12 protein-coding genes are annotated in these 13,025 nt (G+C 74.0%); 8 read left to right on the top strand and 4 right to left on the bottom strand.

The genetic code is table 11. The features are described from left to right. On the bottom strand, positions 1-400 hold a 400-nt coding region (locus tag VR44_RS21465), incomplete at its 3' end, for a sigma-70 family RNA polymerase sigma factor (RefSeq protein ID WP_045949188.1). Between the two features lie 143 nt (positions 401-543). Beyond that, a complete protein-coding gene (locus VR44_RS21460) occupies positions 544-1,353 on the bottom strand; it encodes a hypothetical protein (RefSeq protein WP_052713746.1) in 810 nt (269 codons plus the stop codon). Positions 1,354-1,860: 507 nt separating this feature from the next. On the opposite strand from VR44_RS21460, the gene VR44_RS21455 reads away from it, so the two are divergent. Next, complete coding sequence (locus tag VR44_RS21455) at positions 1,861-2,247, top strand: hypothetical protein (protein WP_045949187.1); 387 nt, start codon at positions 1,861-1,863, stop codon at positions 2,245-2,247. Between the two features lie 70 nt (positions 2,248-2,317). On the opposite strand, the gene VR44_RS21450 is transcribed toward VR44_RS21455, so the two are convergent. After that, the gene (locus tag VR44_RS21450; protein ID WP_045949184.1) at positions 2,318-2,668 is read right to left on the bottom strand and encodes an STAS domain-containing protein; all 351 of its coding nucleotides are present in this window, start codon (positions 2,666-2,668) and stop codon (positions 2,318-2,320) included. Positions 2,669-3,049: 381 nt separating this feature from the next. On the opposite strand from VR44_RS21450, the gene VR44_RS21445 reads away from it, so the two are divergent. Together VR44_RS21445 and VR44_RS21440 are read left to right on the top strand one after the other, a co-directional pair. After that, positions 3,050-3,463: a CBS domain-containing protein gene (locus tag VR44_RS21445; RefSeq protein ID WP_045949183.1), complete on the top strand. Its 414-nt coding sequence runs from the start codon at positions 3,050-3,052 to the stop codon at positions 3,461-3,463. Between the two features lie 86 nt (positions 3,464-3,549). Beyond that, positions 3,550-4,734, top strand: coding sequence for an alcohol dehydrogenase catalytic domain-containing protein (locus VR44_RS21440; protein WP_045949182.1), 1,185 nt, complete (start codon positions 3,550-3,552; stop codon positions 4,732-4,734). Positions 4,735-4,763: 29 nt separating this feature from the next. Here VR44_RS21440 and VR44_RS21435 read toward each other — a convergent pair whose 3' ends face one another. After that, on the bottom strand, positions 4,764-5,765 hold the full coding sequence (locus VR44_RS21435) for a PHP domain-containing protein (RefSeq protein ID WP_045949181.1): 1,002 nt from the start codon (positions 5,763-5,765) through the stop codon (positions 4,764-4,766). 236 nt (positions 5,766-6,001) lie between these two features. Between VR44_RS21435 and VR44_RS21430 the strand changes: the two genes are divergently transcribed. The 5 genes from VR44_RS21430 to VR44_RS21410 form a co-directional block, all read left to right on the top strand. Next, positions 6,002-6,586, top strand: a complete 585-nt coding sequence (locus VR44_RS21430) for a cysteine hydrolase family protein (RefSeq protein WP_045949180.1) — start codon at positions 6,002-6,004, stop codon at positions 6,584-6,586. Positions 6,587-6,996: 410 nt separating this feature from the next. Continuing rightward, on the top strand, positions 6,997-7,521 hold the full coding sequence (locus VR44_RS21425; RefSeq protein WP_045949179.1) for a hypothetical protein: 525 nt from the start codon (positions 6,997-6,999) through the stop codon (positions 7,519-7,521). A 408-nt stretch (positions 7,522-7,929) separates the two neighbouring features. Beyond that, positions 7,930-10,077 carry a hypothetical protein gene (locus VR44_RS21420; RefSeq protein WP_045949178.1) on the top strand — a complete coding sequence of 716 codons (2,148 nt, stop codon included), beginning with the start codon at positions 7,930-7,932 and terminating at the stop codon, positions 10,075-10,077. Between the two features lie 83 nt (positions 10,078-10,160). Continuing rightward, entirely contained in the window at positions 10,161-11,816 is a 1,656-nt protein-coding gene (gene pelF / locus VR44_RS21415) for a GT4 family glycosyltransferase PelF (RefSeq protein WP_094191812.1), read from the top strand. Beyond that, positions 11,813-13,025: hypothetical protein (locus VR44_RS21410; protein WP_045949177.1), on the top strand; the 1,213-nt coding region annotated here is incomplete at its 3' end. The genes pelF and VR44_RS21410, both read left to right, overlap by 4 nt.

Raw genomic sequence — 13,025 nt, 5'->3', positions numbered from 1 at the left:
GGTCGTGGGGCTGGGTCCGCTCGGCGGCGGTCTGCCAGTCCTGCCGGTCCGACAGGCGGGGACGGGCGGCGGCGCGGCGGATGCTGTCCACGACCGTGCGGCGCGCGATGGACAGCAGCCAGGTCCTGGCCGAGGAGCGGCCCTCGAAGCGGGGGAGGGCGGCCAGGGCGCGCAGGAACACGTCCTGGGTGAGGTCGTCGGCGGCCTGGGTGTCGGCGCTGAGGTAGGCCACGTACCGCCAGACGTCGCGGTGGAGCGCGCGGACGAAGCGGTCGGCCTTGACGGGATCGCCGTCGCGGGCGTCCAGGGCCAGCCGTGTCACGGCCTCCTCGGAGCCGGCGGTGGGCCGGGAGGTCCGGCGTTCGGCCGTACGGGCATGGGTGGGCAGGGCAGGAGTCATCGCCACAAGGTCCTCATGGGTGAAGGAGGTCCGGCGCCGCGCACGGCGGGACCGGTGAAAGGGGTACGGCCTGCCGGAGGGCATGGCCGATGCCCGAGGCGCGGCGGCGTGGTGCCGTCAGCGTTCGCTCGGGGAGCCGGCTGTCACAGGACAGCGGTTCCCGTCGGCGGACCCCGTGAGGTGATGGCGTGGACGAGGAGGAGCTGCCGCAGTGCGTGGCGGCGGCGGGACCGGCGGACCCGGACGCGGGGCAGGTGCGGCGTGGTCGGGGTGAGGAGGCGGAAGAGGACCCACAGGGGGGCCCGGAGCCATCCCGCGACGGCACGCAGGCAGCGGAACGTCGCCTGCTCCGCACAGGCGAGCCAGAGGCCGCACAGGACGGCGGCGAGCAGGTGTGCGGCCAGCATGCCCGTCGGGGACATGCCGGCCATGTCGTGGCCGGTGGCGGGCATGCCGATGCCGCCCGTGGGGGAGGCCATGCCGTGCATGGCATGCATGCCGTGCATGCCATGCATGTCGTGGGCGTCCGTCATCGGGGCGCCGGGCGGTAACCGGGACATGAAAGTGGCGAGCCCGGCCTCGTTGACGGTCTTCAGGGCTTCGTGGGCCGACAGGCCTGTTCCCGTGCCCCCGCCGCACGTCAGGTACGCGGCCCACTGCCTCGCGAACGAGTTGCCGGCGGGCAGGGACGGGTGGGTCAGCGACTGGGCCAGGGAGAACCCGGCATGGAGTACGGCCTGGACGGCCACCGTCGCGGTGGTGACGGCGAGCGGTCCGCGTTCGCGGTCCGCCAGGGCCCAGGCCGCCGCGATCGTCCCGGCGAAGGCGGGCGGTACCGCCCACCAGGGCACGGCCACGCCCGACATGAGGATGTGGCCCGTCGCCGCGAGCAGCACGCAGACGGCTGCGAACATCGCAGCCCGTGCGGCTCTGGAGAAGTGGCCCGTCTTCATGGCGCGTTCATCTTCGCACCGGGTTCCCGGGCAGGGCAGGGGGGTGGGCACTTCATGACACGTCCTCGCCCTCCCCCTTGGTACGCCTGGCTTCGGCCGGTTGTGGCGCACGGCGCAGGAGGGGACGGGAACCGGAGGGTCGTGCCACCCGACTGCCTTCCCGGTCGGGCCACGCATGCGCCACCGGGAGAATGGGGGCTTCAGTGGCGGCAGCGCAAGTCACGGCAGCAGCAACGGGGTTGGACGGCCGGGCAGGGTGGCGGCATATCGCCCACCGTGCTCGGGCCGACGACCACGATCGGGTTCGGTGCGGCTGACGTTCCGTCCCCGGTGGGCGGCCGGCTCGTGGACCGCATCGGCTCGAGGCACCCACTGGCCCTCTTCCTGCCGGACTCGACCGCCGCCCTGGCCCCGGACACACTCGCGCCCGGCGTGGCCGGTTGGCCGGCCCGCCAGGGGGCAGGCGTGAGGACCGAGGCTTTTCGTCTACCGGAGGAGGGCGGCCTGATGTCCACAGGCCCGAAGTCGCACGTCCCGCACGGTGAGGGACCCAGCAGGCACGAAGGCACCGAGCAACACGGCTGGTCGCCGGATGTCGACTCGACCCACACGCAGGACAACCCCAGCGCCCGGCGCTCCTTCGACACCCCGCCGAAGGGTGCCCCGCGTCGCACCGGCAAGGTGGCACCGTCCGACGGCGCCGGCGAGGTGGCGCCGGTGGAGAGCACGTCGCGCAGCGGCGAGGACCTGGCCAAGGGCGGCAAGCAGAAGGGCCACCACGACCTGGGACCGCGCGGCCGTTCACAGCGCCCCAGCGGTGGCAAGGACGACGACGCCTACACCGGCGTGAACACGCGGGAGGGTCAGGGCCCCAAGAAGCTACGCAAGGGGTGACAACCCCGTTGGTCAGCCGGCCGGCTTCCGGGATTGTCGCGCGGCCGGCCGCGGCGGGCGGTGGGACGGTTCACACCCGTGTTCCCGGGCCCGGCGCGGGGCCGGGGCAGTAGGTGAACAGGTGCCGGGTCCCGGTCAGGTCCAGCAGCTGCTGAGCCTGGGCGGGGACGGCCCGCAGCCGCAGGGTGGTGCCGTGGGCGCGCGCGTTGTGGCGCAGGGCCAGGAGCATGTTCAGGGCGCCGGCGTCGATGAACGTCACGCCCGCCAGGTCGAGGACCAGGGCCGGGCCGCCCGGACGCAGGTCCAGTGTGCCGGTGGCCCGCGCGACCAGAGGCGAGGTATCGGTGTCGAGTTCCCCCGACACGCTCACGACCACGGTGTGGTCGTACGTGGTGACGTCCACGCCCAGGGCTGGCTGCATGGTGTGCCGCCGATTCGCGAGAGAGCCACATCACGGTCGGCGTCCCGCAGCGCACACGGTTCAAGGGCCGTCAAGCGCACGGCATCGGTACCGTGCACAGCCGAGCGAGACCACCCGTACCTTCCACCGGCCACTCGGAGGTGGCCACCAGGTAGCGCGGGGTCTCCCACCAGACCAGGCTGGTCTGTCTTCAACCTACCCGCTGCCGGCCCGATCGTGCGGCGGGCCGGGTAAAGCTTTCGCAGCCGCCGCACCGACGGGCGGGGGGCCTTCGGCCAACCGGACGGGCACGGGCTGCTTGGCGGGTCGGGCAGGGGGCAGGTGCGCCGTACCAGGCCGCCGGACCGGCCGCGTGGCCGAGCGAACCACAGGAGACCGATCGTGACCACCGCACGCGAGATCATGACGCCCGACGCCACCTGCATCGGTGCCGACGACAGCATCCTGGACGCGGCGAAGAAGATGACCGACCTCGGAGTGGGCGCGCTGCCGATCTGCGGCAGCGACCAGCTCCTGAAGGGCATGCTCACCGACCGCGACATCGTCGTGAAGGTCCTCGGCGCCGGGAAGGACCCCGCGACCTGCAGGGCGGGCGAGCTCGCCCAGGGCGAGGCCGTCACCATCGGTGCCGATGACGACGCCTCGGAGATCCTCCGGACCATGGCCGAGCACAAGGTCCGCCGCCTCCCCGTGATCGACGGCCACACCCTCGTCGGCGTCGTCGCCCAGGCCGACGTCGCCCGCGCCCTGCCCGACCCGCAGGTCGGCGAGCTCCTCGAAGCCCTCTCCAGCTGACACCCACGTCCGCAGCCGACACCCACGTCCGCGGCGGATTCCGGCGGCGTGGCGCCGGGATCCGCATGCGCGCCAGAGGAGGCGTGATGAAAGCCGTGACCTGGCAGGGCCGCCGCAAGATCGAGGTCGCAACCGTTCCGGATCCGCAGCTCGTCGATCCCACGGATGCCGTGATCGAGGTGACGACGACCGGGCTGTGCGGGTCCGATCTGCACCTGTACGAGGTGCTGGGGCCGTTCCTCGACGCGGGGGACATCCTGGGGCACGAGCCGATGGGGGTGGTCGCCGAGGTCGGATCGGAGGTCCGGGAACTGAAGGCCGGTGACCGGGTCGTCGTGCCGTTCAACGTGTCCTGCGGGACGTGTTTCATGTGTGAACGCGGCCTGCACTCGCAGTGCGAGACGACTCAGGTCCGCGAGCACGGCAGCGGCGCGAGCCTCTTCGGATACACCAAGCTCTACGGCCAGGTGCCCGGCGGACAGGCCGAGTACCTGCGCGTCCCCTTCGCCGACACCCTGCCCATCCGGGTTCCCGAGGGGCCGCCGGACGAACGGTTCGTGTACCTGTCGGACGTCCTGCCGACCGCCTGGCAGGCCGTCGTCTACGCGGACGTCCCGCCCGGCGGCAGCGTCGCCGTCCTGGGCCTCGGCCCGATCGGCGACATGTGCACCCGCGTCGCCGCCCACCGGGGGGCCGGCCGGGTCATCGGCATCGACCTGGTACCCGAACGCCTCGCCCGCGCCGCCGGGCACGGCGTGCAGGTCTTCGACCTGTCCGAGTACGGCGATCAGCTCGTCGACGCGGTCCGCGGCGCCACCGGCGGCCGCGGCCCCGACGCCGTGATCGACGCCGTCGGCATGGAGGCCCACGGCGGCTCCGCGGTCAAGGCGCTGCAGACCGCGACCGGCCTGCTTCCCGACGCCATGGCCTCCGCCCTGATGAAGAAGGCGGGCGTGGACCGTCTGGGCGCCCTGGAACTGGCGATCGAGCTGGTGCGGCGCGGCGGCACCATCTCCCTCGCCGGTGTCTACGGCGGAGCCGCCGATCCGCTGCCGCTGCTCACGATGTTCGACAAGCAGATCCAGCTGCGCATGGGACAGGCCAACGTCCGCCGTTGGGTGGACGACCTGATGCCCCTGGTCACCGACGGCGACCCCCTCGGGGTCGAGGGCTTCGCCACCCACCACCTGTCCCTGGACGACGCCCCCCGGGCGTATGCGGACTTCCAGAAGAAGCGGGACAGCATGGTGAAGGTGCTCTTCCATCCGTGACCAGGACTCAGGCGGGGGTGGGGGCGGTTTCACCCTCCGCCGGCCCTGCCTTCCAGGAGCCGCCCGAGCGGCCAGGTGGTGATCAGCCGGTCCGCTCCCAGGCCGATCCGGGCCGCGCGTGCGTAGCCCGTGGTCTGCCAGTGCAGCTGTTCGGGGGCGTGGGCGTCGGTGTCCACGGCGAAACGGCAGCCCGCGTCCGCGGCCAGTTCGAGCAGGTCGTCCGGCGGGTCGCGCCGCTCGGGGCGGCAGTTGATCTCCACCGCGGTGCCCGACTCGGCGCAGGCGGCGAACACGGCCCCGGCGTCGAAGCGGGACTGCGGGCGGCCCCGGCCGGTGATGATCCGGCCCGTGCAGTGTCCCAGCACGTCCACGCGGGGGTTGCGCACCGCGGCCAGGAGACGGGCGGTCATCGGCCCGGGTTCCGAGCGGAGCTTGGAGTGCACGGACGCCACGACGAGGTCGAGCCGGCCGAGCAGCTCCTCGTCCTGGTCGAGCGAACCGTCCTCGAGGATGTCGCACTCGATGCCGGTCAGCAGCCGGAACCCCGGGCCCAGCCTGGCGTTCACGGCGGCCACGGCCCGCAGCTGGCTCCTGAGCCGGTCCGGGCTCAGCCCGTGGGCGATCGTCAGGCGCGGCGAATGGTCGGTCAGCACGGCCCACCGGTGGCCCAGGGCGCGGGCGGCGTCGGCCATGTCCTCGAGCGGGCTGCCGCCGTCCGACCAGTCGGAGTGCAGGTGGCAGTCCCCGGTGCTCGCAGCCGCAAGGTCCCAGCCGGCGCGGGCCGCGGGGCCGGCCTCGGCCTGCAGGCGGGCGAGGTAGCGGGGTACCTGTCCGGTGGAGGCCTGGGAGATCACCTCGGCGGTGACCGGGCCCACCCCGCGCAGTCGTGCGGCCTCTGCGGCGTCCACCGGCCCCGCCGGCAGGTCCCGGACGGCGTCGGCCGCCGTGTGGAAGGCCCGCACCCGGTACGGGGACGCCCCGCGCCATTCCAGGAGGAAGGCGATCCGGCGCAGGGCCTCGTCCGGGGTCACTCCTCCGCCTCCCGCCCGGTGCCGCCGGAGGCGCCCTCCCGCCCGGTGCCGCAGGTCGCGCCGGTCGCTGCCGCGGGTTCTCGCTCCTGGGTCATGCCCCGGCGCCTACCCGTGCGGGGCGGCGGACCATGCGCGGGAGCCGTCCGCGGCGTGGCCGACGCGGCAGAACCCGGCCGAGGCAGCAGACTTCCCCCACGGCCACCCCGTCGTTCGTCCCCGGATGGAGGACCCCCGCCATGCTGCTGTCCCAGACCTCCGGCGACGGCGCGGGCCGTGCCGCGCTCATCGTGATCGACATGCTCAACACCTACGAACACGAGGACGCCGACGTGCTGGTGCGGTCCGTCCGCGAAGCCCTTCCGGGCATCGGGGCGCTGCTCGGGCGGGCGCGGGACGCCGGCGCACCCGTCGTCTACGTGAACGACAACTTCGGCCTCTGGCGTTCCCACCACGGCGAGATCCTCGAAGCCGCCCTGGCCGGCCGCTACCGCGACCTGGTGGAGCCGGTCGCACCGGACGAGGAGTCCCTGTTCGTCGTCAAGGCGCGGCACTCGGTCTTCTACGAAACGCCGCTGGCCTACCTGCTGGGCCAGCTCGGTGTGCGGCGGGTGGTCCTGTGCGGGCAGGTGACCGAGCAGTGCGTGCTCTACTCGGCCCTGGACGCCCACATCCGCCACCTCGACGTCGTCGTGGCCCTCGACGCCGTCGCCCATATCGACGCCGGCCTCGCCGAGGCGGCCCTGCGCATGATGGAACGCAACATGGCGGCCGAACTCCTCCGCAGCGGCGAGATCACCTTCGACGGCGTCCCCCCGGGATAACGGCGGCCCGTGAAACGGAGTGCGGGGGCCGGGGCGCGGCGAGGACGGGGCTTCGGGCGCCGGCGGCCGACGCCTTCGGTTTTCCGCTTTCCGCGGCGGCCGTCCGCGGGTCGTGCCGGGCGGTGGTTCCGTTTGTGGTCGCGGGCGGGACGGCCGAGAAGCGGGGTCCGGGGTTCCGGGGGCCGGCCGGGGTGGGTACGCGCCATTCACCGTCTCGTGGGCCCTCCGCTCCGCGGGTTTCCGGGCATGCGGCCGGGAACCCACCGTGGACTGCCGGTATACGGTGCGTGATCACCCTTCACAGGCTCCCCGGGGCGCCTTCACGGGGCGCACACTTCCGGCCGTTGTGCGCCCCCGCGCTCCCCCGCGGGGCAGACGCCGCGCGAGGCCTCGCCCTAGCCTCCCGGGCCATGCGATCACCTCTGAAGAGCCGCCTCGGCCTCACCGCGTCCCTCGCCTCCGTCCTGGCCGTGTTCGGCCTGGCCCCCGCGGCCCAGGCCGACCCCGCGCCCGCAGCCCTGACGTTCGCCACGAACGCGGCCACCGTCACCCCCGGCGGCACGGTGAACCTGTCGATGACGCTCACCAACAACAAGACCTACGACGTCTGGTTCGTGTACCAGAGCATCGCCCCGACCTGGCTCACCACCCAGCGCGCCGACCTCAAGTACAGCTTCACCGGCTGCAGCGTGGCCACCCCGACCGGTGCCGCCGCCTGCTCCGGCGTGGGCCCCTCCGACCTCGGCGCCAACTACGGCGCGACCATACCCCCCGGTCAGAGCCGCACCGTGACGCTGACCCTCAAGGTGGCCGCCGACTCCGGCTGCAACGGGAACATCGGCTTCTACTCGTACTACTACGCCGAGTTCAGCGACAGCACGAACACCAGCGGCGGCCCGGTCTACACCCCCGAGACCCGAGTCCTCTGCGCCTGACCGGCCCCCCGTTCCGGCGGGCGATGGCTTGAAATCGCCCCCGGCCGAAGACCCCAGTGGTCCAGACCACGAGGGAGTGGTGCCGCCGGCCCGGCTCGGTCCGGCGGCACCGCGCTCGGCTCCGGACCGGCCCTCATGGTCGGCGGACACTCCCGCCCGCCGGGTTCCGGAAGGGGCGGGAAGGGGCAGGGGAGGACAACTCGGCCTGCCTTCCGCCGAGTTGGTCGCCTGCGTTTTTCCGTCGGTTTTCGCAACGCCCCCACGAAAGCTACACACAGGCACCACCATGTGACGCGACGGATGCGTCGACGACTGGTTTCTGAGGGGGAGGCCGGCGTCGCGCAAGGGGGGCGTCCGCCGCTTCGTGCGTGCTGCGCTCACCCCTGCCCGGGGAGGGACTTTCACCGCATGAAGCGAAGCAGGCGACGCATACGTACCGCCGTCTTATCGGTGGGCGCGCTCATCGCAGCCGCCGGACTGCCGGCCGGCGCGGCCCACGCCGACGCCACCACGCCCCGCGTGGACCTCAGAGTGCTGGTCGTGGCCGACGGAGGCCCGGCCGTCCAGGCCATCACGGCGGAGCTGGACTCGGCGGGGACGCCGTACACCCAGGTCGACCTCACACGGCCGGACCGGCCCGTCATCGACGCGGCCTTCCTCGCCGACACCGTCGGCGGCCGGCCCCGCGCCAGGTTCCAGGCGGTCGTCCTGCCCAACGACAACCCGTTCGCCGCGGGTTCCGCCGAGATGGCCGCCCTCGCGGCCTACGAGCAGAGGTACGACATACCCCAGGTCGACGCCTACACCTACGCGCGTCCCCAGGTCGGCCTCCAGTATTTCGTCGCCGGCGGCTACGCCGGCAGCGTCGACGGCGCCCAGGCGGCGGTCACCGCCGCCGGCCGCTCCGGCCCCTTCGGCTACCTCGAAGGATCCGTCCCGTTCGAGGACAACTCGCCCACCGTCGGCGAGAGTTACGCCTACCTGGCCCAGCCCGCCCCCGGCGCGGACTTCACCACCTACGTCGACGCACCCATCCCGGGCACCGCCCGCCGCGGCTCGCTCGTCGGCGAGTACAAGCACGACGGCCGGCGCGAACTCGTCGTCACCTTCGTCTACAACCGCTACCAGCAGCAGTACCGGCTGCTCGCCCGCGGGATCGTGGAATGGATGACCGGCGGCGTCCACCTCGGCGCCTCCCGCAACTACTTCTCCGTTCACGTGGACGACGTCTTCGCCGCCGACGACCGCTGGGACACCCGGCTCAACTGCACCCCCGGCGACGTCGACTGCGCCGACGGCGGCGGAGGAACCCCCAACCCCATCCGGATGACCGCGGACGACGCCGAGTACGCCAAGAACTGGCAGGCCGGCCGCAACTTCACCCTCGACATGGTCTACAACGGCGCCGGCAGCCTCGACCAGCGCGAGGACAACAACGGCGTCGACCTGCTGGCCGACAGACTCCAGGCCGACCGCGACAGGTTCCGCTGGATCAACCACACCTACACGCACGCCTTCCTGGGCTGCGAACAGGACGTCAGCGTGGTCCCCTGGCGGTGCGCCACCAACCCCGACGGCAGCACCAAGTGGGTCAGCCGCACCACCATCGACAACGAGATCGTCCTCAACCGCCTCTGGGGCCAGAGCTTCGGCCTGCCCCTGCAGAACGACGAACTCGTCACCGGCGAGCACTCCGGCATGGCCGTCCTGCCCCAGCAGCCGCAGGACAACCCGAACCTCGCGGCCTCCCTCACCGGCGACGGGATCAAGTGGGTCGCCTCGGACAACTCCCGGGACCCCGAGCAGCGTCAGGTCGGCTCCGCCTCCACCGTCGCCCGCTACCCGATGAACGTCTACTACAACGTCGGGAAGGCCGCCGAGGCGGCCGACGAGTACAACTGGATCTACACCTCCCGCGCCCAGGGCGGCAGCGGCATCTGCGAGGACCACTCGGACACCACCACCTGCCTGCCCGCACCCCTGGACACCACCACCGGGTACGCGCAGAAGATCGTGCCCGCCGAGACCCGCACCGCCCTCGGCCACGTCCTCGCCAACGACCCGAAGCCGCACTTCATCCACCAGTCGAACCTGGCCGAAGAACGCCTCGCCTACCCGGTGCTGAACGGGGTCATCGACGGCTACGACGCCCTGTTCGCCGCCGACACCCCACTGGTGAACGAGCGGATGAAGGACATCGGCACGGAACTGAAACGCCGCGGGGCCTGGAAGAACGCCGTCCAGGCCGGCCAGGTCACCGCCTACCGGATCGGCACCGCCGTCACCGTCGTGGCGCCCGCCGGCCTCGACGTCACCGCCACCCTGCCCTCCGGCACCCGGCTCGGCGCCGCCGCCTTCGGCAGCCCCTACGCGGGACGCGTCTCCGGCTGGACCAGCTCGACCGGCACGCCCCTCGAACTGGCCCTGCCGTCGTCGGCCCCCGCCGCACCGTCCGCCGTGGCCGCGCCCCGACCGGCGCCCGCCACCGCACCGGCACCCGCCGCGGACGTCCCGCCCGCCGTCCGCGAGGGCGCGAAGGGCACCGACCGGCGCTGAACCGGCGTCCCGCCGGTCCGGGCCCGCCCAGCGCGGCCCGGACCGGCCCGACCACCCCCACACACCGGCCGTGGAGCACACCCATGCACGCTCAAGCCGGCGCGCGGCGCCCCGGCGCGCCACACGTCACCCTGCTCACCGAAGGCACCTATCCGCACAGTCACGGCGGGGTCAGCGTCTGGTGCGACCAGCTCGTCCAGGGCATGCCCGACATCGACTTCGACGTCATCGCCGTCACCGGCACCGGCCGGGAATCCCTCGCCTGGGACCTGCCCGGCCACGTCCTCGGCGTCCGGTCGGTGCCCATGTGGGGCGCGCCCCCCGAGGGCCGCGCCCCGCGCGGCCGCGCCCACCGCAGGCTCTCCGGAGCCTACGAGCGGTTCCTCACCGCACTCCTCGACCCCCGCGCCGAGGCCGGGTTCGCCCCCGCCCTCTCCACGCTGGCCCGGGCCGCCTCCGACGGGGCCCTCAGCCCCTACCTGCCAGCCATCGCGGTGCTCGCGGCGGTCTGGAACCGCCCCGGGCTCACCGTGCGCGAGGCCCGGCCGACCCTGCACGACGCCCTCACCGCGACCTCCCTGCTGGAGCACGCCCTGCGCCCCCTCGCCGCCCCGCCCCCGGAACACGGCGTGGCCCACGCCGTCAGCGGCGGCGTCGCCGTCCTGCCCGGACTGGCCGGACTCGAACGGCACGGCGTCCCGCTGCTGCTCACCGAACACGGCGTCTACCTGCGCGAGCGCTACCTCGGCTACCGCACGGCCCCCTACCGCTGGCCCGTCAAGGCCGTCGTCCTCGGCTTCTTCCGGCTGCTGGCGGAGGAGAGCTACCGGCGGGCCTCCCTGATCACCCCCGGCAACCGCTACAACCGGCTCTGGGAGGAAGAGGGCGGCGCCGACCCGCAGGCCATCCGCACCGTCTACAACGGCGTCGACCCCGCCGCCTTCCCGCCCGCCGGGCCGGAACCGGACGCGCCCACCCTCAGCTGGGCCGGCCGGGTCGACCCCATCAAGGACCTGGAGACCCTGATCCGCGCCTTCGCCCTGGTCCGCGAACGGGTCCCCGAGGCCCGGCTGCGCCTGTTCGGCGGCACGCCGCGCGGCGGCGAAGCGTACCGCGAGCGCTGCGAGGCCCTGGCCCGCGACCTCGGCCACGCCGACGCGGTCGCCTTCGAGGGCCGCGTCGAGGACATCAAGGACGCCTACGCGGCCGGGAACGTCGTGATGCTCTCCAGCATCAGCGAGGGCTTCCCCTTCACCCTCATCGAGGCCATGTCCTGCGGGCGGGCCACCGTCTCCACCGACGTCGGCGGGGTACGCGAGGCGGTCGGCGACACCGGTCTCGTGGTGCCGCCGCGCGATCCGGCGGCCATGGCCGAAGCCGCCCTGGAACTCCTCGGGGACCCCGCCCGGCGCGCCGCCATGGGCGAGGCGGCCCGGCTGCGGGTCATCGAGCAGTTCACCCTCCGGCAGACCATCGACACCTTCCGCTCCATCTACCTGGAACTGCCCGGCCAGGCCCGCACGCCGCTCACCGAAGCCGTCCTCACCCCGGTTCCGGCCCCGCCCACCCGCACCCCGGCCCCGGCCGTCCTCACCCCGGTGGCCGTCGCCGCCGGACGCGCCCGCAGAAAGGAGCGGGCCCGCCCGCCCGCACCCGTCCGGGCCCTCACGTCCGAGGGGCGGCAGGCCCGCGAGCCCGGGACCACCGCGGCCACCGGCACGGGGAGCCTCGCCGGATGAGCGGGCCCATCTCACTCGAACCCGGCGGCGCGCACCAGGACACCCTGGCCCTGCGGCTGGCGGACACCGCCGCACGACCGGCCCGCCGGGCGTGGACCGAGACCACCCTCGCCCTCAGACTCCCCGGCCCGAACGAGCAGGAGGTCAGCCGGCTCGCCGCCGAACTGGCCGACCGCGTCGGGCCGGCCGTCCACCCGTACGAGGTGGCCGCCCTCCTGGAGGCCGAGGGCCTGTCCGCCGAGCTGATCCGCGAGCGGTACGGACACCCCAACATCTTCTCCCTCGCCGCCGCCCTCTACGAGCGGGTGCCCCGGGTCTTCCCCGAGCCCGCCCGGGCGGCGGACCCCTGGCGCCCCGACACCGTACGGTGCCTGCTGCGCGGGGTGCTCTTCGCCCTCCCGGGACTCGCCTACCTGCTCACCGCCCCGCTGTGGCAGCCCGGCCGGCACGCCGCCGGGCCGATCGTCGCCGGGATCGTCTCCTGGGCCTGGGGCCAGGCCCTGGGACACCGCGCCTACCTGCGGATGGTGGCCGGGCCGCGCGAGGCGGGCCGGACCCTGCTGGCCGGGGCGCCGCTCGGCGCGGTCGCCGCCACCGCCGCGGGGGCCGCGGCCGCCGGCGGCTCCGCCGTCACCTGGGCCGTGGCCGCGCAGTCCCTCTACCTGGCCGCCGCCGGGATCCTGCTGGTGCTGGGCCGCGAGCGGCTCCTGCTGGCCGCCCTCACCCCGCTGCTCGTGGGCGCCGCCGTCCTGCCCTGGTGGGAGCCGGGCCCCCTGGTCCGCACCGCGCTCCCGGCGCTCGCGCTCCTCGCCACGCTGGCCGCGGTCGTCCGGGTGCTGCGCGGCACGTACGCCGCCCCGGCCGCCCCGGACGGCGGTGCCCGGCCGCCGCTGCGGAAGTCCCTGCCGTACGGGCTGTTCGGTCTGGCGGCGGCCGTACTGGTCCTGCTGGAGGGGCGCACGGAGCCGTACGCGGTGATCGCGCTGACCGTGAGCATGGGCCCGGCGGAATGGCTGCTCTACCGCTTCCGCGGGCTGTCCGTCACCGCCCTCGGCGCGGCCTCCACACCCGCCGGGTTCCTGCTGAGGTCCACCGGGGTCCTGGGCATGTGCCTGGCGGCCTACCTGCTGCTCCTGCTGCCCGTGGCGCTGCTGACCGGCGCCGCCCCGGCCGCCCTGCTGCTGCTCGCCGCGACCCTGTGGACCGCCC

It is taken from the genome of Streptomyces katrae (genome assembly GCF_000966975.1).
In the GTDB taxonomy this organism is placed as follows: Bacteria; Actinomycetota; Actinomycetes; order Streptomycetales; family Streptomycetaceae; genus Streptomyces; species Streptomyces katrae.
This window is presented reverse-complemented; position numbering and strand designations above follow the sequence as displayed.